Source organism: Acutalibacter intestini (assembly GCF_034334985.1).
GTDB classification, from domain to species: domain Bacteria; phylum Bacillota; class Clostridia; order Oscillospirales; family Acutalibacteraceae; genus Acutalibacter; species Acutalibacter intestini.
On the sequence record NZ_JAWXXL010000018.1, the window covers coordinates 13,508 to 35,474 of the forward strand.

At 48.5% G+C, this 21,967-nt stretch carries 23 protein-coding genes and 2 pseudogenes; 12 read left to right on the forward strand and 13 right to left on the reverse strand.

Features of this window, described 5'->3' with window-relative positions:
* Nucleotides 1-65: 65 nt before the first annotated feature.
* From ppdK to U8U68_RS13175, 6 genes and pseudogenes are all read right to left on the reverse strand, one after another.
* Entirely contained in the window at nt 66-2,696 is a 2,631-nt protein-coding gene (ppdK, locus tag U8U68_RS13150) for a pyruvate, phosphate dikinase (RefSeq protein ID WP_322201507.1), read from the reverse strand.
* A gap of 807 nt (nt 2,697-3,503) precedes the next feature.
* On the reverse strand, nt 3,504-3,905 hold the full coding sequence (locus U8U68_RS22645; protein ID WP_437124432.1) for a hypothetical protein: 402 nt from the start codon (nt 3,903-3,905) through the stop codon (nt 3,504-3,506).
* Nucleotides 3,893-4,186 (reverse strand): TetR/AcrR family transcriptional regulator, encoded by a 294-nt coding sequence (locus U8U68_RS13160; protein ID WP_322201509.1) that lies wholly within the window; start codon nt 4,184-4,186, stop codon nt 3,893-3,895. Before U8U68_RS13160 ends, U8U68_RS22645 begins: the two co-directional genes overlap by 13 nt.
* Nucleotides 4,187-4,304: 118 nt before the next feature.
* Nucleotides 4,305-5,087, reverse strand: a complete 783-nt coding sequence (locus tag U8U68_RS13165) for a ZIP family metal transporter (protein WP_322201511.1) — start codon at nt 5,085-5,087, stop codon at nt 4,305-4,307.
* A gap of 226 nt (nt 5,088-5,313) precedes the next feature.
* A pseudogene (locus U8U68_RS13170) lies at nt 5,314-5,595 on the reverse strand (hypothetical protein); the annotation flags it as partial.
* 438 nt (nt 5,596-6,033) lie between these two features.
* A complete protein-coding gene (locus tag U8U68_RS13175; protein WP_322201513.1) occupies nt 6,034-6,642 on the reverse strand; it encodes a sigma-70 family RNA polymerase sigma factor in 609 nt (202 codons plus the stop codon).
* A gap of 518 nt (nt 6,643-7,160) precedes the next feature.
* On the opposite strand from U8U68_RS13175, the gene U8U68_RS13185 reads away from it, so the two are divergent.
* From U8U68_RS13185 to U8U68_RS13195, 3 genes are read left to right on the forward strand one after another with little or no spacing between them, the layout of a single operon-like run.
* A complete protein-coding gene (locus U8U68_RS13185) occupies nt 7,161-7,922 on the forward strand; it encodes a helix-turn-helix domain-containing protein (RefSeq protein WP_322201515.1) in 762 nt (253 codons plus the stop codon).
* A gap of 54 nt (nt 7,923-7,976) precedes the next feature.
* Nucleotides 7,977-9,053, forward strand: a complete 1,077-nt coding sequence (locus tag U8U68_RS13190; RefSeq protein ID WP_322201517.1) for a linear amide C-N hydrolase — start codon at nt 7,977-7,979, stop codon at nt 9,051-9,053.
* A gap of 41 nt (nt 9,054-9,094) precedes the next feature.
* Nucleotides 9,095-10,579, forward strand: coding sequence for a nitrilase-related carbon-nitrogen hydrolase (locus tag U8U68_RS13195; protein WP_322201519.1), 1,485 nt, complete (start codon nt 9,095-9,097; stop codon nt 10,577-10,579).
* Nucleotides 10,580-10,709: 130 nt separating this feature from the next.
* On the opposite strand, the gene U8U68_RS13200 is transcribed toward U8U68_RS13195, so the two are convergent.
* Both U8U68_RS13200 and U8U68_RS13205 read right to left on the reverse strand, forming a co-directional pair.
* Entirely contained in the window at nt 10,710-12,008 is a 1,299-nt protein-coding gene (locus tag U8U68_RS13200; protein ID WP_322201521.1) for a tyrosine-type recombinase/integrase, read from the reverse strand.
* 66 nt (nt 12,009-12,074) lie between these two features.
* Nucleotides 12,075-12,749, reverse strand: a complete 675-nt coding sequence (locus tag U8U68_RS13205; RefSeq protein ID WP_322201523.1) for a helix-turn-helix domain-containing protein — start codon at nt 12,747-12,749, stop codon at nt 12,075-12,077.
* Between the two features lie 182 nt (nt 12,750-12,931).
* Here U8U68_RS13205 and U8U68_RS13210 point away from each other — a divergent pair, with 182 nt between their 5' ends.
* The gene (locus U8U68_RS13210; RefSeq protein WP_120477926.1) at nt 12,932-13,147 is read left to right on the forward strand and encodes a helix-turn-helix domain-containing protein; all 216 of its coding nucleotides are present in this window, start codon (nt 12,932-12,934) and stop codon (nt 13,145-13,147) included.
* Between the two features lie 169 nt (nt 13,148-13,316).
* On the forward strand, nt 13,317-13,634 hold the full coding sequence (locus U8U68_RS13215; RefSeq protein WP_286978370.1) for a plasmid mobilization protein: 318 nt from the start codon (nt 13,317-13,319) through the stop codon (nt 13,632-13,634).
* A 55-nt stretch (nt 13,635-13,689) separates the two neighbouring features.
* Here the strand turns inward: U8U68_RS13215 and U8U68_RS13220 are convergent, their stop codons facing one another.
* The 4 genes from U8U68_RS13220 to U8U68_RS13235 all read right to left on the reverse strand — a co-directional run bounded on the left by U8U68_RS13220 (nt 13,690) and on the right by U8U68_RS13235 (nt 17,443).
* Complete coding sequence (locus U8U68_RS13220) at nt 13,690-14,007, reverse strand: hypothetical protein (protein WP_322201525.1); 318 nt, start codon at nt 14,005-14,007, stop codon at nt 13,690-13,692.
* A 73-nt stretch (nt 14,008-14,080) separates the two neighbouring features.
* Nucleotides 14,081-16,534 carry a M56 family metallopeptidase gene (locus U8U68_RS13225; RefSeq protein ID WP_322201527.1) on the reverse strand — a complete coding sequence of 818 codons (2,454 nt, stop codon included), beginning with the start codon at nt 16,532-16,534 and terminating at the stop codon, nt 14,081-14,083.
* Entirely contained in the window at nt 16,522-16,905 is a 384-nt protein-coding gene (locus tag U8U68_RS13230; protein WP_322201529.1) for a BlaI/MecI/CopY family transcriptional regulator, read from the reverse strand. The genes U8U68_RS13225 and U8U68_RS13230 overlap by 13 nt, the downstream gene beginning before the upstream one ends.
* 160 nt (nt 16,906-17,065) lie before the next feature.
* Nucleotides 17,066-17,443 carry a TnpV protein gene (locus U8U68_RS13235; protein WP_322201531.1) on the reverse strand — a complete coding sequence of 126 codons (378 nt, stop codon included), beginning with the start codon at nt 17,441-17,443 and terminating at the stop codon, nt 17,066-17,068.
* Nucleotides 17,444-18,260: 817 nt separating this feature from the next.
* Here U8U68_RS13235 and U8U68_RS13240 point away from each other — a divergent pair.
* The 7 genes from U8U68_RS13240 to U8U68_RS13270 all read left to right on the forward strand — a co-directional run bounded on the left by U8U68_RS13240 (nt 18,261) and on the right by U8U68_RS13270 (nt 21,532).
* The gene (locus U8U68_RS13240) at nt 18,261-18,653 is read left to right on the forward strand and encodes a hypothetical protein (RefSeq protein ID WP_322201533.1); all 393 of its coding nucleotides are present in this window, start codon (nt 18,261-18,263) and stop codon (nt 18,651-18,653) included.
* A gap of 33 nt (nt 18,654-18,686) precedes the next feature.
* Nucleotides 18,687-18,842, forward strand: a complete 156-nt coding sequence (locus tag U8U68_RS13245) for a hypothetical protein (RefSeq protein WP_322201535.1) — start codon at nt 18,687-18,689, stop codon at nt 18,840-18,842.
* 11 nt (nt 18,843-18,853) lie between these two features.
* A complete protein-coding gene (locus U8U68_RS13250; protein WP_322201537.1) occupies nt 18,854-19,087 on the forward strand; it encodes a DUF6664 family protein in 234 nt (77 codons plus the stop codon).
* A gap of 174 nt (nt 19,088-19,261) precedes the next feature.
* Nucleotides 19,262-20,320, forward strand: a complete 1,059-nt coding sequence (locus U8U68_RS13255; RefSeq protein ID WP_322201539.1) for an alpha/beta fold hydrolase — start codon at nt 19,262-19,264, stop codon at nt 20,318-20,320.
* 263 nt (nt 20,321-20,583) lie between these two features.
* Entirely contained in the window at nt 20,584-20,739 is a 156-nt protein-coding gene (locus U8U68_RS13260; RefSeq protein ID WP_322201541.1) for a hypothetical protein, read from the forward strand.
* A gap of 57 nt (nt 20,740-20,796) precedes the next feature.
* Nucleotides 20,797-21,042, forward strand: coding sequence for a hypothetical protein (locus U8U68_RS13265; protein WP_437124433.1), 246 nt, complete (start codon nt 20,797-20,799; stop codon nt 21,040-21,042).
* A gap of 73 nt (nt 21,043-21,115) precedes the next feature.
* Nucleotides 21,116-21,532, forward strand: a complete 417-nt coding sequence (locus U8U68_RS13270) for a replication initiator protein A (RefSeq protein ID WP_437124434.1) — start codon at nt 21,116-21,118, stop codon at nt 21,530-21,532.
* Nucleotides 21,533-21,599: 67 nt separating this feature from the next.
* On the opposite strand, the pseudogene U8U68_RS22415 reads toward U8U68_RS13270, so the two are convergent.
* Nucleotides 21,600-21,716 (reverse strand): annotated as a pseudogene (locus tag U8U68_RS22415) (transposase); the annotation flags it as partial.
* Nucleotides 21,717-21,967: the final 251 nt, after the last annotated feature.

Sequence of the window (21,967 nt, forward strand, 5' to 3'; positions counted from 1 at the left end):
GTCCATTAGCCTTTCGGTAAGCCGCCTGCTCGAAAGATAGTGGTAATTCAAAGGAAAGAGAACTCCTACTTACTTTTGATAGCCGCCTGTGCCGCCGCCAGCCGGGCAATGGGCACCCGGAAGGGCGAACAGGAAACATAGGTCAGGCCCACATTGTGGCAGAACTCAATGGTGGTGGGGTCGCCGCCATGTTCGCCGCAGATCCCCAGCACAATGTCTGGGCGCACGGCCTTGCCCTTTTCGGCGGCCATCTTCACCAGCTGGCCTACGCCCTCCTGGTCCAGACGGGCAAACGGGTCATTCTCATAAATCTTGTTCTCGTAGTAGCTGGAGAGGAACTTGCCCGCGTCGTCACGGCTGAAGCCAAAGGTCATCTGGGTCAAGTCGTTGGTGCCAAAGCTAAAGAACTCGGCCTCCTCGGCAATCTTGTCCGCGGTCAAAGCAGCGCGCGGAATCTCGATCATGGTGCCCACCTTGTACTTCAAGTTCACGCCGGCCTCGGCAATAATCCGGTCGGCGGTCTCCACCACGGTCTTTTTGACGAACTTCAGCTCCTTGATCTCCCCTACCAGCGGAATCATGATCTCAGGCACCACATTCCAGTCGGGATGGGCCTTGTTCACGTTGATGGCGGCCTTGATGACAGCCTCGGTCTGCATCTCGGCAATCTCAGGATAGGTCACGGCCAAACGGCAGCCGCGGTGGCCCATCATGGGGTTGAACTCATGCAGGCCAGAGATGATGGCCTTAATATCCTCTACGCTCTTGCCCTGGGTCTGGGCCAGCAGCTCGATGTCCTTCTCCTCGGTGGGAACGAACTCGTGCAGCGGGGGATCCAGGAAGCGGATATTTACGTGCTTGCCCTCCAGCGCCTCGTACAGCTTCTCAAAATCGCCCTGCTGCATGGGCTCCAGCTTGGCAAGGGCCGCCTTGCGCTGCTCTACGGTGTCAGAGCAGATCATCTCGCGGATCGCGGCAATGCGGTCCGGGTCAAAGAACATGTGCTCGGTGCGGCACAGACCAATGCCCTCGGCGCCAAAGGCCACGGCCTGGGCGGCGTCCTTGGGGGTATCCGCGTTGGTACGCACAGAAAGGGTGCGGTACTTGTCTGACAGCTCCATAATGCGGCCAAAGTAGCCGCCCTCGGTGGAGGCGGGCACGGTGGGAATGGCCTCGCCGTAGATATTGCCGGTGGTTCCGTCCAGGGAGATATATTCGCCCTCGTGATAGGTGCGGCCATTGAGTTCAAACCGCTTGTTGGCCTCGTCCATCTTAATGGCGCCGCAGCCGGAGACACAGCAGGTGCCCATGCCCCGGGCCACTACGGCGGCGTGGCTGGTCATGCCGCCGCGCACGGTGAGAATGCCCTGCGAGTAATGCATGCCCTCAATGTCCTCGGGAGAGGTCTCCAGGCGCACCAAAACCACCTTTTCGCCCTTTTCGCCCTGCTCCACAGCGTCCTCGGCGGTAAAGACGATCTTGCCGCAGGCAGCTCCGGGAGAGGCGGCCAAAGCGCTGGCCACAGGGGTGGCGGCCTTTAGGGCCTTGCTGTCGAACTGGGGATGCAGCAGAGCGTCCAGCTGCTTGGGGTCAATCATCAGCAGGGCCTCTTCCTCGGTCTTCATGCCCTCGTCGATGAGGTCGCAGGCGATCTTAATAGCCGCCGCAGCGGTACGCTTGCCGTTACGGGTTTGCAGCATATAGAGCTTCTCGTGCTCTACGGTGAACTCCATGTCCTGCATATCCTTATAATGGTCCTCCAGGGTCTTGCAAATGCCCTGGAACTGCTCAAAGGCTTTGGGGAATTTTTCGGCCATCTGGGCAATAGGCATGGGGGTGCGCACGCCGGCCACCACGTCCTCGCCCTGGGCGTTGGTCAGGAATTCGCCCATCAGCTTCTTCTCGCCAGTGGCGGGGTCACGGGTAAAGGCCACGCCGGTGCCGCAGTCGTCGCCCATGTTGCCAAAGGCCATCATCTGCACGTTTACGGCAGTGCCCCAGCTGTAGGGGATCTCGTTCATGCGGCGGTATACGTTGGCACGGGGGTTGTCCCAAGAGCGGAACACAGCCTTAATAGCGCCCATCAGCTGCTCTTTGGGGTCAGTGGGGAAGTCCGCGCCGATCTTTGCTTTGTACTCGGCCTTAAACTGCTCGGCCAGCTCCTTTAGGTCCTCGGCGGTCAGTTCGGTGTCCTGGGTTACACCCTTCTTCTCCTTCATCTGATCAATGAGCTCTTCAAAGTACTTTTTGCCCACTTCCATAACCACGTCGGAGTACATTTGAATAAAGCGGCGGTAGCAGTCATAGGCCCAGCGGGGGTTCTTAGACTGCTCGGCCATCACCTCCACCACTTCCTCGTTTAGGCCCAGGTTCAAGATGGTATCCATCATGCCGGGCATAGAGGCCCGGGCGCCAGAGCGCACGGAGACCAGCAGGGGGTTTGTCTTATCGCCGAACTTTTTGCCGGTGATCTCTTCCATTTTGCCGACGTACTCCATAATCTCCGCCTGGATGTCGTCGTTAATTTTCCGGCCGTCCTCGTAATACTGGGTGCAGGCCTCGGTGCTAATGGTAAAGCCCTGGGGCACAGGCAGCCCAAGCTTTGTCATTTCGGCCAGGTTCGCGCCCTTACCGCCCAGCAGCTCACGCATAGAACCGTCGCCTTCGCTGAACAGGTAAACATACTTGTGGCTCATTGGTAACAACCTCCTAATGAATGTTCAACCGGAATCGTTTTATTTTCATCTCCGATTACAATCCAATTATAGCAAGAATATCCGAAAATTTCCATAGGAAATGCAAAGAAAATCAAAAAAAATTTGCTTTTTTTCGTTTTGGGGCAAAACAGGCCCCGGGGTTCTTTGCTGCCTGGCCGCCCCACGCCTTAGCGCACTCCCATCTATGCGAACAGCTCTTCATAGGAACCCCCATGATTTCCCAAAGCAGCTTAAGGCAATACGCACCATTCAAAGTACCGTATTGGGCAGTCAGATTTTTCGTCAGCGTGTACAGATTGAGCGCCGCCAATCTCACCATTGACAAGCGAACGCTGTGCGCTATCACGGAAAATCTGCAAGCAAGACGGTGCTTAGAATGGTGCGGGGTTGCCTTAAGCTCATCCGGGTAGATATGCCGCGGGCCACGTCGCAGCCCTGCGTCCGCAATTAACCATTAACCGCCCCTTCATACCAAAGTACTGGCCTGTTCACAGCTGATTGTAGGGCAGAAACATCGTAAAATTGCACTTTATATAGGTGCAAACGCGGAATGGCAGGGACAATAACGGCTATGCGTGAACAAACCTGCCGCTTTACAGGTCACCGCCATAGGTCCTCGGTCCACTTTCCCGGCAGCTTGACCAGACTTCGCGGCGGTTGATTTCTAGCGGACCCGCATGAATATGTATAACCCCTTGTACTTCCTCTCTGATGACTATGAAGGAACTCAGAGCGTGAAGGTGGCAGAACACTGGCGCATCCGCATATAAGTCTTGCCGCGGCGGCTCATCTGTGAAACAGTCCTTCCTTTTTGTAAAGTTCTTTGGACACCGTTTTAACCTCATAGCCCGTCGCACCGATGGCGGAGCGCAAAGCGGCCTCGTCAATGTCGTGTTCTGTGAGGATCACCGTCTTTCCGTTGCTGTGGGAGGAGGTGACCTTTTTTACCGGGAACGCCTTGCGGACGGCATTGTTCACATGGGCCTCGCACATCCCGCTGGCGATCATGTGGCACAGCTCCCGGTCCAGCTCGGGAACCGTATGCCCCAGGCTCCGCAGCACATCGCAGTACCTGTCGGCATACTCCACCTCGACCTCCACCATGTTGTAACCGAAATGCTCGTAGGGCGTGCCGGGGCCGCAGCAAACCAGCAGCTGCTCATACGTATAGCCGATCATCCAGTCCACGCAGGCTCCGGACTCCTGCCCCATATGAGCGGGCGGATCTTCCTTTGGCAGCCCGCGAAGCCCGTCTGGGCGGTCATGAACCGGCCCATCACGACCGCTGCGTAAGGCTCCACCAGGGCGGCGATCAGGGCCTCCTTGCTGGAGTAGTAGCCGTAGAAAGCCCCAGTGGTCACTTCAACTGTTTTGACGATGTTCCGCAGGGGAGCCCCCAGAAAGCCCTTTTCCAGGAACTCGGCCTGGGCGGCTTCATGGATTTTTTCAAGCGTAGAGTTATCGTCCATTTCGCTCCCTATAACGTTGTTATATGACGGTATTATAGTAGTGCGGATCCGTGACCCTGTCAAGTGAAAATGACAGGGCGCATAAAATTTTATGGCATATCTGTCACACCTTCTCCGCTTACCCCAGCGCCACATCCAGCGCCAGCATGACAGCGAACCCCGCCGCAAAGAATAGCGTCCCCAGGTTTGAGTGCTCCCCAACAGCCGACTCCGGAATCAGTTCCTCAACAACCACATAGATCATAGCCCCCGCCGCGAAGCTGAGCAGATAGGGCAGCGCAGGCAGAATGAATCCTGCCGCCAAAATAGTCAGCATAGCCGCCAGGGGCTCCACCACGCCGGAGAGGACGCCGTACAAAAAAGCGCGCCCCTTGCCCGCTCCCTCTGCCCGAAGCGGCATGGAGATAATGGCCCCCTCTGGGAAGTTCTGCAGGGCAATGCCCAGGGACAGGGCCAGCGTACCGGCCGCTGTGATGCCGCTGTGCCCGGCGATCCATCCCGCCAGCACCACGCCTACCGCCATCCCCTCCGGGATATTGTGTAAAGTGACCGCCAGCACCAGCATGGTCGTCCGTTTCAACCGGGCATGAGGGCCCTCCGGCTGACTTGTCCCCTGGTGCAGATGGGGAACGGCCCTGTCCAGCGCCAGCAGGAACAGAATGCCCAACCAGAACCCAAACACCGCCGGGAGGAACGCCAGCCTGCCCATATCCTCAGACTGCTCCATGGCGGGCACCAGCAGGCTCCATACAGACGCCGCCACCATGACCCCAGCGGCAAAGCCGGTTAGGGCGCGCTGTACGGCCCGGTTTATCTCACTTTTTATGAAGAACACACAGCCTGCCCCCAGGGAAGTTCCCAGAAATGGGAGCAGCAGTTCTGCCAGAACATTTCGTACCATTTTTCAGCGTATGCCTCCTGTTTTACGTTTGGGCACTGTGTACATTATGTGCTGTTATCGGTTTGAAATACTGTCATTATCCGTTTACCATTGGTTAGCTACCACTAACCTCCCATATCTTACTATATCATCTGGCATTTGTCAACCTGCCTTTGCCTGAAAATAATTGTCATGGATAAGGCTGTCCAGCCCGTTCCAGATAGTAGAGGCCTCCACCTGTCGGGTCCTCCCGCTCCTGCTGAAGCTGGGCCAGGTGGCCGTCGATCTTGGTTATCAGGTCATTGGCCGTGGCCCGGATGGTTTCAAGGGGAGCTTTCAGCTGGGAAAGCTCCTTGCTGGAATTCCAACCGGCCACATAGCCGAACGAGTAGTCGGAGGTGTCCAGCCCGTAGTGCTGGCAGACGGTATAGGCCACGCTTTCGGCCGGCACCTCGCGGGTACGGCGGTGGGGGCGGTGGGCCAATTCCTCCGGCGTGACGTCCTTGTCCATGGCGTGGAGGGTGGCGTGGTTGCTTAACGGTATGGAAAACACTTCGCTCACTCGGTCGCCCCTTTCTGATTACAGCGCAGGGCCCCATCCAATCGGACGGGGCCCTGCATCTGAAAATGTTATTGCTTTTTCCACTCCATGAGGAAATAAGCTGTCCATCCTGGCGGCGCGCCTTTTGCCGCTATCACGCGGGTTTTGTATTCCGTTGTCAGCGGAGAGGAAAGCCCTCCTCTCACCTATCAGGCGGAAAAGAAGGGGGAAAGTCCTCTCTCCTAGGGCTTGTTTGAAAAATCGAAAACGTCGTCTTTTTTGCCATAAGAGGCCACTTTCTACGTCGAAAATCCTCGTCAATCGCCAGAGTGACGTAGTTAGCGCAGCTAACTACAGCGGTTCTTCTCCTTGAAATTGTCCCCTTCTGGCCCAAAATTCGTCATTTCCTCTATTTTCAAACAAGCCCTAAATGGAATTTTCCAAAATGTTTTTCAGGTTCAGCAAGCCCCGGTCAATGGAGCTGCTGATCCGGCTGATCCCCACGCCCTCGGCCCGCGCAAGGTCGGCCCTGCTGATGTCGAGTACGTAGTAAGCGTAGACGCGCCGGGCCTGGACATGCGGGAGCTGGTTAATGGCCGCATAGAGGGCGGCCCGGTTCTCCATGTCCTCCAGCATCTGCTCCGGAGTCAGCGGCGGAAAAGTCACATCCGCCTCAAAGCCTAGGGTGTTGTCCAGGGAACACTCGTCATGTTCCCGTTTGCGGCGCTTGTAGCTATCGCACAGGCGGCACCCAATGGAGAGAGTCACGGCGATCTCGTCAGAAACTTCCAGCATGACGCACTCGGTCAGGTGGGGTAATAGTGATTCAGAATGATGGTTTTCATATTGCCTCCATTTCGATGTTGGGCGGTTGACGGGGCGGCAGATCGAAATGGAGAGGACGGCGGGGAGCGGCATCCGGGAGAGCTGCTCCCCAAAGCCTCTGGCCAGGATAACCAGAAGCGACAGGAAACGACAGCGCCCACACAGCGTTGTACTGTGCGGGCGCATGAAGTGACATAGTTCTTTATGCATTTATTTTCGCGTTTGTGGCCGGAGTAACCCGGCGGAAGGGTGTGCGCAAGGGAGATTGTGAACGAAGAAATTATATACGCATAGGCACGGCAACATGGCGGCAGAGGGTAAAAGCTCTGTTATAATGAATGTTCGCATTTATCTACTTGATACAGTTCGTTCAAGCGGCTATACTATATACAGTACGCAATAGGAGGTTAAAAATGTTTGAATATATGACAGCGCAGGAAGCCGCAGAAAAATGGAACGTATCGCTTAGATGGGTGTAGCGGTTATGCAAAGAAAATCGTATTAAAGGAGCAATGAACATCAACCGTGTTTGGCTTATACCGATAACTGCCGAGAAGCCTATTGATAGAAGAAAGAAGAAATCCTAGGTGAGATTAAAGTATCAGCATGAATAAGGTAAACATAGAAAGGAAAGTTCAAAGTAGAGAACAAAAAGAAGCCGAAGAAGAACAACAATACGTTATGCGGCAAGAAAAGAAAAAGCTAAGCATAGAGGGGGGTAACCATCTATGAATAAAATATATTGGGACAGAGATAAAATCTCAATCATAACAGACCAAATTGAATCTGTCCCACATAAGCATTGGACAATGCAGTTATTTTTAGGCATAGAAAACAATTTGGAGATAGGTGTAGAAGATAATAAAATTTCATGTAGATGTATTGTTATAAGCCGCGACATATTACATAATTTTTTAACAGGCAACAACATGTGTTTTACCATGATAATTGATCCGACTTCAAGTTTAGCCATTTCTTTGGAGGAACGAATGGGAGGAATGAAGTATTACATTTTTAATAATCAAGGTATTGAATCTATCTTGAATTTATTATTTTGCCTTATTGAGAGCGATGGACTGAGAGAATATAGAGAGTTTATGATACAACTATATAAGTTCTTAGGGGTAAAGGAGCAAGCCAAAATATATGATGATAGGATTAAGGATTTGTTATACGAAATAGAACGGTGCAATTGCGATACACATTCGATTGCTTCTTTTGCTGATAAAGTGGCGTTGTCACCAAGTAGAGTGTCACACTTATTTAAGGAACAGGTCGGAATGCCCTTAAAAAGCTATATCCAGTTTCATCAAATGCAAAGAGCCTTTTTAGCATTATTGAATGGTAAAAGCATTACGGAATCGGCAATGATAGCTGGTTTTGATTCACCATCACATTTTGCAACAGTTACAAAAAAGATGATAGGAATGCCTGCGAGTATTTCTGTGAAGAATAGCGTTTTTTTGAAAGTTACAGAAGAAGTAAACTGATATAATAACAGCGTTGGATAATTAAACAAATTGGAATTATGGAGTGAGGCAAATATGAAACAAAAAAAGAAGAAAATTGTCCTTCGGGTTATAGTAGGTATAGGAATAGCTTTGTTGATTATTATAATCGTAGCATTTGTATTGTTTAGAAATGAATTGCGCTCTCTTATGTCATTGAAAAAGGTTGATGATTACGGAATGTATCAAATGACCTATTATGGCGATTATGGATTTGATGATTTTCTGGAAACTGGCGCTGAAAATGATGCGGACATTGAAGCATTTGTAACAAAAAGGTTGTTGAAAGGACTGCCAATAAATTTGGGTGTTACGGGAGACGGTTGCACAGCTTTTGTCGTAAAAAATGAGAATGGCGATATTTTGTTTGGAAGAAATTTTGATTATTTATATGCCCCGTCTTTACAACTTTACACTGCACCTAATAATGGATATGCTTCGGTTTCCACCGTCAATCTTTCTTTTGCAGGATATTCCGAGGACAATTTACCAAGTGGTTTACTTTTTGATGATTTCCTGACGTTAGCTGCACCATTTCTTCCCTTTGACGGAATGAATGAGAAAGGGCTTGCGATTACTGTGCTTGCAGTGCCAGAAGCGGAAGTCCCATATAATCCCGACAAAATAACATTAAATACAACCACAGCAATCCGGCTTGTGCTTGATAAAGCGGCTACAACGGAAGAAGCCATTGAATTGTTAGAACAATATAATATATATTTTTCTGGAGGTATCGAGTGCCATTATTTAATTGCTGATGCAAGTGGGCATTCTGTCATTGTGGAATATGTAAATCAAGAACTTTGTGTCGTTGAAGCGGAGGACGAATATCAAATTGCTTCTAATTTTATTGCCTATGACGGATTGAATATTGGAGAAGGATTTACTGAATTTGAACGCTATGATAAAGTGCAAAATGCGATAGAAGCAAATAACGGTATACTTGAGGCAGGTCAGGCAGTCCAATTATTGGCTGATGTCGGTATTTTTGATGGAAATATAGACAAATTACAATGGAGTGTTCTGTATAATCTTACAACTGGTTACGGAGAGATTTTTGCTAATCGGAAAACAAATAATATCATAGGATTTAATCTGGATATGGATAATTGATATTGGTGCAAACTTCTTGTTTGTTGGGGGCAGAATTAAATATGAAAAATTTACTTAAAAATAAATACTTTGCAGTTTTCATAATATTAAGTTTTCTAATTTATGTAATGTCCAACGGAGAATGGTGTGTTCCTATTTTTGCGTGGATTTATCCAATTTTGTTTCTATGTATGATTTATCTTAATCGTACTCGAAAAATCTACCTTATAATTAGTTCAATATATGCCATTGGTTTTATTGTCCAGTTTTGGAGAGCCATTGGAATGGATATAAAGATATGTATAATAGTAGCAATCCTGCTGTCTTTTCTGAAAGTTTTACCATATATCTACTGGTCGAAATCAAAAATGAGATTTCAGGACACTATTATTTTTGCAAGTATAATGGTATCAATAGAGTATATCATTTATCTGATATACCCTGCATTGGGAGGGTTGTCTGACGCTTATACACAATACCAAAATATATATCTGCTACAAATAGTAACGGTAACAGGAATTTACGGAATCATCTTTTTAATGTATTGGACGGCGGCAATGGTTATATGGATTTGGAACAATAAAAGCAAAAAAGAATACATCAGAAAATACATAATCGTATATGGTTCTGTAATTGGATTGGTGGTTGCTTATGGAATTGCTATGTTTCATTTTGTAGGAAATTCAGATAAAAGTGTTAGGATTGCTGGTGTAACCGTTCCGATTTCACATCTGCTAAATGACGATAAAGATATATATTCTACATTTTATACCAATACATTTACTGATGAAAACATTACCAATACAAGGAATAAACTATCATCAGTAGCTGATGAACTTTTCCTAAAAACAGAATTGGAAGCACAAGCTGGTGCAAAGATTGTTTTTTGGTCGGAACTGAATGGAGCGGTTTTAAAACAAGATGAGGATATGCTTTTGCAACGAGCGTCGGATATGGCAAAACAGGAAGAAATTTATTTGATTGTTTCATTACTGGTGAAAACCCCTTACGAGGACTTAAAGGAAAATAAAACAGTAGCATTCAATCCACAAGGAGAACTAATATCAGAATATTTTAAGCACGGACGCTCAATCGGAGAACTGTGCCAAAAAGGAGATGGGATACTAAAAAGTTTTGATACAGCATATGGTAAAATTGCGCCGTTTATATGTTCTGATATGGCTTTTTTGTCTAAAATACAGCAGGCAGGTAGAAATAACGTAGATATACTAATTGTTCCAGCTTCGGATTGGAAAGAAATGACATTATTAGCTGCAAAGACAGCGATTGTGCGTGGGGTTGAAAATGGAAGTAATATAATCAGACATACAAATAACGGAATGTCGATTGTTTCAAATGTTAAGGGCTGTGTGTTGGCACAGACCGATTACTTTCAGTCTGATACAAAGACATTATCAGCACAGGTTGCTATGAAAGGACGCTTTACTCTTTATTCGTATATTGGAAATCTATTTGTATATCTGTGTAATTTATATTTGTTAGGGACTTTCATACTTCCCAAAATTAAACGACTAATTAAGGGGTAGTTAAATTCCAGTTTATCCGTCAAATCCCCTTAGAACCCTGATATATCAAGGCTTTCCGCTGATTAGATGTTCAAACCTTATGTAATTTCCCTTGTTTTTGCCCTTATGGGCTGAAACAAGGGAAATTTTTTTACTCCCCGCAGACCACCTTATCCAGCAGTCGTGCGGAGGTACGCTTGGCCTCCCTTGTGGCGTGGGCGTAAATGTTCATCGTGGTACTGAAATCGGCATGGCCCAGCAGCTCCTGCACGTCCTTGGGAGCGGCCCCGTTGGACAGGAGGTTACTCGTGAACGTGTGTCTGAGCATATGGAAATGAAAATCCTCCAGCCCCGGCACTTTCTTCTTCGCCTGACGGCACATGATACCCACCGTCCCCGGCGTTTCAATGGCCCCGTCAGGACGGAGACAGACAAAGGACAGCTCCCTATACCCCTCCGGCACGCCTGCCGTCCTGGGCAGGGTGTAGACCTCATAATAGGCCCGGTCTTTCTCCCTGACCTCGGTGCAGTAGTTCAGGCTGTAAAGCTCCCCATAGCGCAGGCGGTTCCCGATCTGCTCCTTTTTGGCCCTCCGCAGGATCGCCGCCAGCGTGTCGCAGAAGTCCACAGTACGGACTTTCTTCCGCTTGGTGGCCCCGATCTCCGTCTTGTGCCTTGCCCCGTTGTAGCGGATGCTGCGCCGCACGGTGAGATACTGCTCGTCCAGGTTGACATCCTGCCAGGTGAGGGCGCAGACCTCCCCAATGCGAAGCCCGGTGTAGTAGGCGATCTGGATGGGCAGCAGGGCCGGGTTGTCTTTCTTTTTCAGAAAGTCCTCCAGCGCCCGGAACTGTTCATGGGTGAGGGTGGGCACCGCCGGGGCGTCCCCGTCCTCCTGGGAGAACAGCTCGTATTCCTCTTTCTTCCCTCGCCAGACCACATACTGCATGGGGTTGAAGCTGATGAGCCGCTTAGGGAACACCGCAAAGCGGAACGCCCCTTGCAGGACTGCTGAATACTGCCGTAAGTACCCTTTACTGAGCGCCTTTGCCGCTGTGCCGTCCGGGTTTATCCCGCCGAAGCTGAGAAGGTCGATGTAGGCTTGCAGATGGTCGGGGGTGACGCTTTTCAACTTGCGGTTGCCGATGGGGTGCTGTTTGATACGGTTGACCGTCCCCTGGTAGGCCATCACGGTGCCGTTGCTGAGATTTCCGGGCTTCAATTCTTCCTCTACCCACATATCCAGCAGTTGGCCCACGGTGGCGTTCTCGGACTTTGCCACGAACTTCTTCGCCTCGTAGTCCTCCATCGCATGGCGGAGCAGGGCCTCCGTCTCGGATTTGCTCTCTGTCCCGGCGAACTCCCGCTGTACCTGCCGCCCGCTCTCATCCTCCACATAGAAGCGGTAGTACCACTTTTTGCCCTTTTTGCGTACAGAACCTTTTGCCATAGATAAAATGCTCCTTTCTATCCGTGGCAATCAGGCCTGTGACGTATGATGTGCGCTGTTATGTTGTCAAGGTGCCACGGAATCGTTGGCGGCGTTCAGCCGCACCTGGGCGTCATGCAGGATGTTATACAGATAAACTGTATCGACCCTGGTACGCCCTTTGTCGAAGATATGTAACAGCCCGTCCAGGAACCGCTTCATATCCTCGATAGGAGCTTCCATCTCCCGGCGATAGACCGGCACGATGATGTCGTCAACGTGGATGGTGTACTGCTGGATGGATTTTTTGAGGGCTTCATCCCCGGCCAGTCGGTCGATCTCGTTCAGCGTCCTGCCGTAGTGCTGGGCTGTGACGGAGAACAGGTCGATCAGCAGACACAGCATAGAAGTGAGGAACCGCTGCTGGATCTCCGGCTGTACCGTCCTGCTTACAGCGTCCAAGAAGCTGTTCAGATGGTCTAAAACCTCTCCCTCGCGGATGGTTCGGCCATCCTCATCTTTGACTTCTTTTTCCTCGGACAGACCCGTGAGCCATTCCGGGGTGGTTTGCAGGGCGTCCGCCAAGCCGTTGATGATCATGCTGCGGTTGGGATTGACCCCATCCGTTTCATACCGCTGGATGGTGGACTTGTTGACTCCCACCCGCCGTCCAAGCTCCGGCATAGAGATACCGATTTCATTCCTGCGCTCTTTGATACGTTTGCCGACCTCTTTTGGAGTGAGCATTTCTGCGTTATCCAAGAAGTTCACCTCCTATCGAGTGTGAGTATAACACAGTCGGATTTGAATTGCAACTCTATTTTTCATATATTTTCAAAAATGTTTTTTGAAACGCCTTAAAACGAGTTGACAAACAACGACGGCTTAAGTATAATAACGGTGTTGAAGTTGCGAAACGAGTGCAACAGAAAGGGGCGTGCAGAATGAGCGCAGTTAAAATGGGGCTGACCATCGAGGAAGCCGCCGAATGTACGGGCATTGGGCGCAACACCATGCGGAAGCTGGTGGACTGGGGCAAGCTGCCGGTGCTGAAGGTGGGCCGGAAAGCCATCATCCGGCGGGACACGCTGGAACGGTTTATGGCCGCCAACCAGGGGCGAAACCTGCTCCGGGAGGGTGACGTCCGCCGGGTCGAGTGACCTTCCCTCAAAAATTCACCGGCTGAAAAGAGCAACCGGGGCGGTGGGGACGCACCCGCAAAATACGTCGGGGCGGAAGTGGTATAGTCTTAGCAAGCAACGTATTGTGGGGCCACAATACCGCTTGACAGGGGTTCCACCCCTATGACCCCGGAGAAAGGAGAATCCAATGCGAAGCAGAACAAACCGAATCAACGTCTGGCTGTCCGATGAGGAACTGGCTGACCTCAACGAAAAGGTCAGCAGGGTACGGGGTTCCCGTGAGCGGTTTATCCGCCAGTGTATCAGCGGCGCTGCCATCCGGGAGGCCCCTTCCGTCGATGTGCCGAAACTGATTTATGAAGTCCGCAGGGTGGGGGCCAGTCTCAACCGAATCCTCATTATTGCCAACGCCAGGGGCCTGCTGGAAGTGCCGGAACTCCGCAAGGCGATGGAGCGGAACCGGGAATTGGAAGTACGTATCGTGGACGCTTACACGAAGGACTGACAGCAGATGAAAAGCACCGCACAGCCATTAGGCCATGCGGTGCATACATAGGTAGTTAAGATGCTTTTGCCGCAAATCCGATAGAAATACTGCCTGTTACATTTCCTAAAACGCCGTCTGTGGCTCGGAGGAACAATTTATATGTTCCAGGTTTTACCGGCGGCTTAACAGTGAAACTTGCAGTACATTCCAGTGTTTCATCTTCCTGACGCAAATTCTTCACAGAATAATAGGTCGTGTTCAAATGGGTATCCCCGGGTTTGACAAAGCCAACCTGCAAGCCATTCCCTGTTTCCGCTGAAACGTTATACCAAATCCTGTCCCCATCGGACAGTGTGTATTCTCCCAGCCATACAATCTCCCCATTAGTCATCGTTTCCAAGTTGACGGGAATAACTTGGGGATGCCAAACTTTACCCCTAACACTCTCCTGCCAATCGTCATCATTAATCGCTCATATCTTCCAATAGCTCCGTTACCTCCGCCTCGGACATATAGGCAACGCTTGTAATTGCGTTATCCGAATCACGGACAATTTTGATATTGACAGTTCCTTGGGGGTTTGTATTCAGCGTGTAGACGGACTTGTTGGGCCGAATATCCAAAAAGATATTGACAAGCTGCCCCGCATAGTAATAATCTTTTCCATCCATTGTAATGCCCACAGCCCGATATTCCGCCGCCTGCGCTTCGGCCCATTCTTTCTCCTGTTTCTCTTTCAACTCGTCAAATTCCTCGCCTCGGTTTAGCTTATTATAGAGCATGGATTGAAACGCCCAGTTTCCATCTTCCAAAGCCCTGTCCAGCCAAAGCTCCAACTCGGCTTCATCCATGCAATCCGTCAAGGTAGAGAAAAACGCCGTTTCTTCATCAGTATATGCTTTTTCAGCGAAGTCAGCAAACAAAGCGGAATTTGTGTCAAGCCGACGTACAGCAACAGAGAAAAACGCGAAGTCTCCATCAGCATAGAACTTTTCCAGCCATTTCTTTTGCGTATTTTCATCCAACCGGGGAAAAGTGATTTCAAACAGCGGCAAGCTGTCAGCCTCATAGTACCGTTCTATGTCTGTGGAAACGGTGTCCGCATTTTCAGGCTGCTTGCCAGACACGGCGGGATTATTGGGGGTATCATCTTCCTGCCAGGTATTTTGCCACCAATCATCTTCCCAAGGCTTGCCCTGCCACTCGTCCTGCCACAGGTCTTTCCAGCCATCCGGGAAATTCGATGTGTCAAATGCATCCGAGGTATAAATCCCCATTGCGCCAGAGCCTTTCCGTGTTACCTGAATTACATTAGCTCCAGTGCCCTCTGTAAAAGTAGCCAGATTTCCACTTTCCTTGAAATTCTTCGGCCAGTATATTTCACCCCAACTGCCATTATCTGTAATCGTAGTAGTGGTATTCTTGAAATCGTCTTGGGAAATTAGCTGAAAATATCCGCTGTTGGCTGTAGCGTCCACCTTGCCAGCGAAACCCTCTGGCAAGGTCAAAAAGACGGATGCCATATTGAAGTTGCCTACAATATTGCCAGACCTGATAAGGTCGCAAGTCAAATGTCCGCTGTCAGCACTCAAATTCACATCGCCATAATCAACATCAGGAATATACAGTTTGATTGTTTCATCATTGGTGTTCGTTTTGGTCTTGCAAGAGACAGAAACCCTCCAGTCGTTACCCTGCTCGTTAATTTCGACTGTATAAACATCGCTATTGTATTCAGCCGAAATTTTATTATCCGTTGCCGCCAGCACATTTACAGCGGCGCTGCTGACATCCAGCAACAGCGAGGGCCTGCCGGTGGTGTCCAATGGTGTATTGGGGAGAGGGGCGGCTTGAGCGGTTCCCGCTGTATAAACCCCAACAAAGGATGCACCCACGGCCAAGAACAAAGTCAGCATAATAGTCAAAATCTTAACCGCCTTTGACGGCTCCTTAAACTTCATGATAGCGCCTAACCTCTCTTTCAATAGCTGTTTATTTTCGCTTAACGTGACGGCTCCGAGATTTTCTTTGTATCTCCCAACTGCCGCCATCGCGTCAAGCAGGGTTTTCCCATACTCCTGGGCGCTGCCGCTCCCCGGTTTAGTGAGGACGGCTTCATCACAGGAAAACTCACACGCCTTTGTAATTTCCCGGCTCATAAGATGAACCAGTGGATTGAACCAATGCAGGCAGACGGTAACCTGCACCAGCCATTTATAGAACATATCCCCCCGCTTATAGTGCGTCAACTCATGCAGGACGATATAGCGAAAATCCTTTTCGGGAATGTCTGCGCTGGGCAGTACAACACATGGATGGAAAAATCCAATCAGCAGCGGGGATGAAACCAGCGGATTGACACATAATTCAATGGGCTTTTTGATACCTAATTGCTCCGCGACAATAGAAAGTTCGTTTAACCGCTGAATGTCAGAAACCGGGGTTAATCCAGCCTTGATATATCGTACAAAGCCCTGATAGATTGTTATTTTTCGTATCAGCAAACCCAGCGCGGCCACCAGCCACACCAGCCAGATATGATTGATTAACAACACTCCAATATCTTGAAATTGGTGGGCAGTCGTTATATCATCAGCAGGACTATTCACAGGTTCATTGTGTTGCTCCGCCCCAACAGCGGGGGCAAGATTGTATCCCGGAGCATTTTGCTGCGGCGGTAAAGGAACGGTCTGGGATATTGCCTGATCGACAGCCTGATATGCTTTTCCCATCAGGCTTACTTCCGGCCCGAACGGGAGCAACAGCCGTAAAAGAACAATCAGCCAAATGTAATATTGCCATTGTCGGCTGATTTTATCTTTCAAAAACCGTTTTCCCAAAAGCAGAGCCAAGATAAGCAAGCTGCCGGAAAAGGACATAGACAGAAAGATTTTCAAAGCTGCGTTCATTGTTGCCATCTTCCTTTCTCCAGTAGCCGTTTCAATTCCTCATATTCCTCGTCTGCCAGCAGATCGCCCATAATCAAGTTGGAAACCAACCCCTTTGCGCTTCCCTCATAAATCTTATCCAGAAAATGTTTCGTCTGCGTTGTCTGGTATTCTGTTTCCGAAACGAGCGTGGTATATTCGTTGCGGCGGCCAATTTTCTTAGCGCTCAAAAAGCCCTTATTCATCAGCCTCGACAAAAGTACAATCAGGGTATTCTTCTGACACGGCTTGCCCCTGGCCGCCAGCCCATCCATGATATAGGGGAACAGCGTCACCTCCTCCGGGTTCCCCCATACGATTTTCATAATTTCCAGTTCGGCATCGGATAATTGCTGCACCATACATTCACCCTCCCATGATGTATAACAAACCGTTGACAGCAAAAATATAACACAGTGTTGTCCTTTCTGTCAAGACCATTTTGCAAAAAAGCGCCGTGGCAAATGAGAATATCAAATTGGCAAAAATGACGGCGAGGAATTGCCCCGCCGCCACTTTGCTTTATGAGTATATGATTTCCGTGTTTACAATTTCCGTCGCACTTGCTCGGATGTTGTTCATCATACCGACCCAGGCCATTTGGTCGGTAGATTTCAGCGCCTCGGTGATACCCTGGGCCTGGGCCATCTGCTGGACGATTAGGTTCATCATTCCCTGTGCCTGCTGGTCAATGTCTGCAAGGTAGCCGTCCAACTTGCCGCTCAACAGCAAGGCGTTATACAGGGCTGGACGGTGTTCTTTGAGATACTGCTTGTGCCGCTGACCCCACACGCCGACCGACTGTTTTTCTTCAGCGGGTACAGCCAGACAGGGGAAATAGTAGTCGCCAACGAGTTCATACCATAGGCTGTTATTCTCGTTAAAAATGTACTTGTCCATAGTGAAATCCTCCGCTATAATATATTCGCACATACGTCACAGTTCTCCGATTGCCACACACTGTTATATCCTGTTGCGAGGTTTTCTTGCCCTTGCTTTTGCCCTTATGAATAGTCAGGGTAAGGGTAAACTTGTGTGGAAGCGAATAAAGGGATAAGGCGAACACACTGTGAAAAATCCTTTGTTTTCAAGGCTTTTGGAGGATTTTATTGAAAACCCACGGTGAGCAATAGACGCTCATAAAATCGTGGTATTCAAATTCCAGTTTGTAGGGGAAAATGAATAAACTATCACAGAGCCCGACGCATAGACGCAGAGCCGATGAACAAGTGAGAGTTATCATTCGTTGGCTCTATTTTATTTCATAAGGTTTTAAGGCATTCGTCCACCATATAAAAAACGGTGTTATGGTGGGCGGTATTGCTATGCCCGAAAGGACTTAACAGACACTCTCTAGACCTGTTTTAGAGTTTGGAGGTTTTTTTATATTCCTTTTTCGGGCAGTTATCCATCTGCTCACGCAATGCAGAGTTTATCCATACATAGCATAACATAGCACATTGGGGATTGGTAGGAAGCCAGTTAAAAAATCCCTGTCCATGCAACGCTACGTCTCACCATGAAACCAGAAGTAGAATCTCCACTTAGCAGAATTAGTATCACTCATAATCCTAAAGGTCACAGAACCTTTGCGGTTTTTCTTTTGTGGTTTTTTGCTGAAATACGCCGAAAGGCTCCCTTCTGCCGTGGGATGCCGTTCCCCACCTTTCAATCTGGATTTTAGCGATTTTTAAAATTCAGATGGAAGGAAATAAGGATGGCATATGAGGAACGCATCGCCAGCTACGAAAGCGACGCCGCCCTTGCCGAACAGCACAAGCCACAGGGCGAGGAAAAGTTATGCCCCATGACCTTAAAGGGCGTGACCTATACCGAGAAAGCAGACGCAGGCGAGATGCTTCTTGCGGTCTGCAAGGAAAACCCGCTGTCAAATTCCGTGGAAATCGGCAGCTACCGAGGTTTTAAGATGGAGGCTTATTGCGACAGCTTCAACACCCACTACTGCCTTAATCTCTGCGGAAAGGCAAAGCACAAGGTGGATTTAGGCTCTGACGCTCTGGGAAATCTGACCCGTATTGGAAACGAGTTTGGAAAATTCCCTGCCAGACTGAAAGCTGCCAAGACCCGAAAGGCGGAAACTTTGGAGTAGCTTGCCAACGCAAAGACCGAGGTATTAAAGCCCTTGGCCTTTGAAGATGAGCTGAAAGAAGAGAACGACAGGCTGAACGTCCTCAATATTGAGCTGAATTTGGACGAGAAAGACACCTCTGTTATGGATACCGAGCCAGAACAGACCGAGGAACAGCCTGAAAGGAAACCACAGGACAGGGAGCATTAAATCCCAAGAGGATGAGGAATACAAAGCCCTTCAAGCCAAGATTGAGGGCATCCTATGAGAAGTATCCCAAGGGTTTAGCCGGATTTGACAGCGAGACAGAATGCGAGCTGGCCGAGAAAGAATGTGCGGATTTCATCGAAATGATGGAGCTGAAGAACCAGCTCACGGACATGGAGATGCAGGCGATGTACTTCCGTGGCTGCTATGACAGCGTGGGGTATCTGAAAAAAGCAGGGATTTTATGATGGACTGACCGAGAAAAAGGACGGCGTTGGCGTGAAGCTGATGCCGTCTTTTACATAACTGCATGGAAATAGAATTTCTATGTGGCAGAGATGCAATACCTTGAGTAACTTGAAAAATTCATAATTTAGAGGTATAATGAAATCTGCAAATCGGCATTTATAAGGAGTAATACAATGAAGAAATGGTGGAAAGTTCTATTTAAGATACTTAAATGGATATTTATCATACTTGTTTGCATCATTGCACTTTTCCTGATTGTTCGATGTATCGGGCAGAGGATTTATAGCAGTACACCTGAAGGTGGTATAAATGAAGAAATGTATGTAGATATAAATGGCACAAAACAGTGGATAAGTATTTACGGACAGGATAAGGACAATCCCGTTTTATTATATCTGCATGGCGGACCGGGTTCGTCAACAAGTCTTTATGACTATGCATTCACGAGAAAATGGTCTGATGTGTATACTGTTGTTACATGGGACCAGAGAAATTGCGGAAAAAGCTATTCTTCTGAGCAAAACGATACCGCACTGACTTACGAACTGATGATGAGCGATGGCATAGAAATGACAAAATATCTATTAGGCTATCTTGGTAAGGATAAGATAACCTTGCTTGGTCATTCTTGGGGAACATATTTCGGATGCAACCTTGTTCTTGAATATCCAGAATATTATGAATGCTATATCGGGACAGGACAGCTTGTGGACTTTTATCAGAATGAAATTGCCTTTAAGGAGGAAGCGCTTAAATGGATAGGGAACGATGAAGAAAGCAAACAGCTTATTGAAAAATTAACCACTGGCAATTTTACAAATGAATATTTTACTGTGAAAAATGCCCTGATGGAAAGATATGGGTACAATATGATGGTTGACGGAACAGATTATAATGTAATTGCAGCAGTTGCGTTTAATCCGTATTACTCACTTGGAGATATTTACAATAACTTCTCTTCAGATTACAGCGTGTATTTGGAGTTTTTAGGCTCAAAGGAATTTGAAAAATTTTCATTACTTAGCAAAACTGACTATAAAGTGCCATTTTATAATATAAACGGAGATAGGGATTATCAGACGAACTTTAACCTTGCACAGAAATATTTTGACGAAATAGACGCTCCGTACAAGCAGATGTTTATTATGAAAAACACTACACATGGATTGCTTGAATCAAAATCGGAAGAGTTTTCAAATATATTACACAAAATTGTACAAGCGGAATATTAAACCAAACACTTGATTTGCATTGTCAAACTGGAATTTGTTGATGAGGAATTACAAAAATTCAATGTTACTTTTACATAGTCGAGAGGTTTTCTTAACAGAAAGCCCCTCGGCTAAATCTATTTCTGGAGGCGATTTTATTTGAATGGCAAGTAACCGCTATGTGCAGTTTGACCCCGCCGTGATTAAGCAGGCACGGCAAATCGACCTGCGTTCCTACCTGCAACGGTACGGGCCTGGAAACCTAAAAGGATCCAAATGTAAAATTGGCACGATCTGTAAAAAATACGGAACAATGGAAAAAGGGAATTCTCAATGCAGCACAACAGTTATTTATTTCAATAGGATATGAGGAAACTTCCATTTCCGATATTATGAACATGGTAGGTGGGGAAAAAGGAATGTTTGATCGTTGTTTTTAAAGTAAAGAAGAAGTTATGCACACATTGGGAAACCAGCTTTTTTTGAAAACAATCCTTTTGAAGCAATCAAAGAGCTGGTTCATTGCCGCCGTGCTGCCGCTGGACGGGAAGCTGGAAGCCGCCCTTTTGCACCGGGCAGAACTGAAACGCTGTACCGAGTGCGGCGGTCAGTTTCTCCCAAAGTCCAACCGGGGGAAATACTGCCCCGATTGTGCCGGACGCATGAAAAGAACCAGAGCCGCACAGCGCAAGCGGAAACAGAGAGGGAAATGTCATGCTTTAGAAAATACAAAACCCCCGTAAATCAAGGCTTCCCGGCTACTGCTCAACGGGGATGCGGTATATTTATCCTTTACCCCCGGAAAAGCCGTTTTAAATGCGTAACAGAAGCCACAGACAGGAGGTGAAAACCATAGCTGAATACATCACAATTGAAACAATCATGCCGCCGTTTTTCCGCTATCCCCGTTTCCTGCTGAAAATGGACTTGTCACAGACCGCAAAGCTGCTTTATTCGCCGCTCTTTGGCCGTTCCGAACTCTCACAGAAGAACGGCTGGCAGGACAATGAGGGCAAGACATATATTGTCTACCCTGTTTCGAAGATAGCGGAAATGCTGGATAAAGGCAGCACCGCCATAAAAGCCGCACTGAACGAGCTGGACGCTGGCCGGGCTTCTGGTGAGGGAACGCCGGGGCTTCTCCGCACCGAACCGCCTTTATGTGAAAATACCGCAAATGCCAGTGGTTCAGTTTTCCGATGTTCCCCCCGTTGGCACTTTCATGTACCTTGATACCAGTGGAGTCTATGCTCAGGTTTTCCATATCTGCATCCGCAGACAGCGCATGAAATACCCTCTCCAGACTGCTGTTGCCACGCCACTTAGCAAAGCGGGCATATACCGATTGCCAGGGTCCGTAAGCCTCCGGCAATTCCCGCCATTGTGCACCGCTTCGGACAAATCCACAGCATTCCATTCAGCATCGTTCGGTTATCTTTTCGAGGACGTCCTCGCTTCCCTGCTTGCTGCTGGTGGCAGCAGCCGGTTTGATTTGTTCTCATTTTCCTTTGTCTATTCGTATCGTTTCATCCTTCTATTATCAAACTTTTTCTCGCTTTGGGCAACTTCTATTTTTCAAACAAGGGCTAGAGTCTGTTTTAAAATCGGAGAAATGCTGGCGCCTTTCTAGGATTTTTGACGCCGAAGCCACCATTTCTGGACAAAACT

What these genes read in the sequence shown, in the direction of transcription:
- ppdK (WP_322201507.1), bottom strand. Translation starts at nt 2,696, where the DNA reads ATGAGCCACAAGTATGTTTACCTGTTCAGCGAAGGCGACGGTTCTATG.
- U8U68_RS13160 (WP_322201509.1), bottom strand. Translation starts at nt 4,186, where the DNA reads ATGGACGATAACTCTACGCTTGAAAAAATCCATGAAGCCGCCCAGGCC.
- U8U68_RS13165 (WP_322201511.1), bottom strand. Translation starts at nt 5,087, where the DNA reads ATGGTACGAAATGTTCTGGCAGAACTGCTGCTCCCATTTCTGGGAACT.
- U8U68_RS13175 (WP_322201513.1), bottom strand. Translation starts at nt 6,642, where the DNA reads ATGCATAAAGAACTATGTCACTTCATGCGCCCGCACAGTACAACGCTG.
- U8U68_RS13185 (WP_322201515.1), top strand. Translation starts at nt 7,161, where the DNA reads ATGAATAAAATATATTGGGACAGAGATAAAATCTCAATCATAACAGAC.
- U8U68_RS13190 (WP_322201517.1), top strand. Translation starts at nt 7,977, where the DNA reads ATGAAACAAAAAAAGAAGAAAATTGTCCTTCGGGTTATAGTAGGTATA.
- U8U68_RS13195 (WP_322201519.1), top strand. Translation starts at nt 9,095, where the DNA reads ATGAAAAATTTACTTAAAAATAAATACTTTGCAGTTTTCATAATATTA.
- U8U68_RS13200 (WP_322201521.1), bottom strand. Translation starts at nt 12,008, where the DNA reads ATGGCAAAAGGTTCTGTACGCAAAAAGGGCAAAAAGTGGTACTACCGC.
- U8U68_RS13210 (WP_120477926.1), top strand. Translation starts at nt 12,932, where the DNA reads ATGAGCGCAGTTAAAATGGGGCTGACCATCGAGGAAGCCGCCGAATGT.
- U8U68_RS13215 (WP_286978370.1), top strand. Translation starts at nt 13,317, where the DNA reads ATGCGAAGCAGAACAAACCGAATCAACGTCTGGCTGTCCGATGAGGAA.
- U8U68_RS13220 (WP_322201525.1), bottom strand. Translation starts at nt 14,007, where the DNA reads ATGACTAATGGGGAGATTGTATGGCTGGGAGAATACACACTGTCCGAT.
- U8U68_RS13225 (WP_322201527.1), bottom strand. Translation starts at nt 16,534, where the DNA reads ATGGCAACAATGAACGCAGCTTTGAAAATCTTTCTGTCTATGTCCTTT.
- U8U68_RS13230 (WP_322201529.1), bottom strand. Translation starts at nt 16,905, where the DNA reads ATGGTGCAGCAATTATCCGATGCCGAACTGGAAATTATGAAAATCGTA.
- U8U68_RS13235 (WP_322201531.1), bottom strand. Translation starts at nt 17,443, where the DNA reads ATGGACAAGTACATTTTTAACGAGAATAACAGCCTATGGTATGAACTC.
- U8U68_RS13240 (WP_322201533.1), top strand. Translation starts at nt 18,261, where the DNA reads ATGGCATATGAGGAACGCATCGCCAGCTACGAAAGCGACGCCGCCCTT.
- U8U68_RS13250 (WP_322201537.1), top strand. Translation starts at nt 18,854, where the DNA reads ATGAGGAATACAAAGCCCTTCAAGCCAAGATTGAGGGCATCCTATGAG.
- U8U68_RS13255 (WP_322201539.1), top strand. Translation starts at nt 19,262, where the DNA reads ATGAAGAAATGGTGGAAAGTTCTATTTAAGATACTTAAATGGATATTT.
- U8U68_RS13270 (WP_437124434.1), top strand. Translation starts at nt 21,116, where the DNA reads ATGCGTAACAGAAGCCACAGACAGGAGGTGAAAACCATAGCTGAATAC.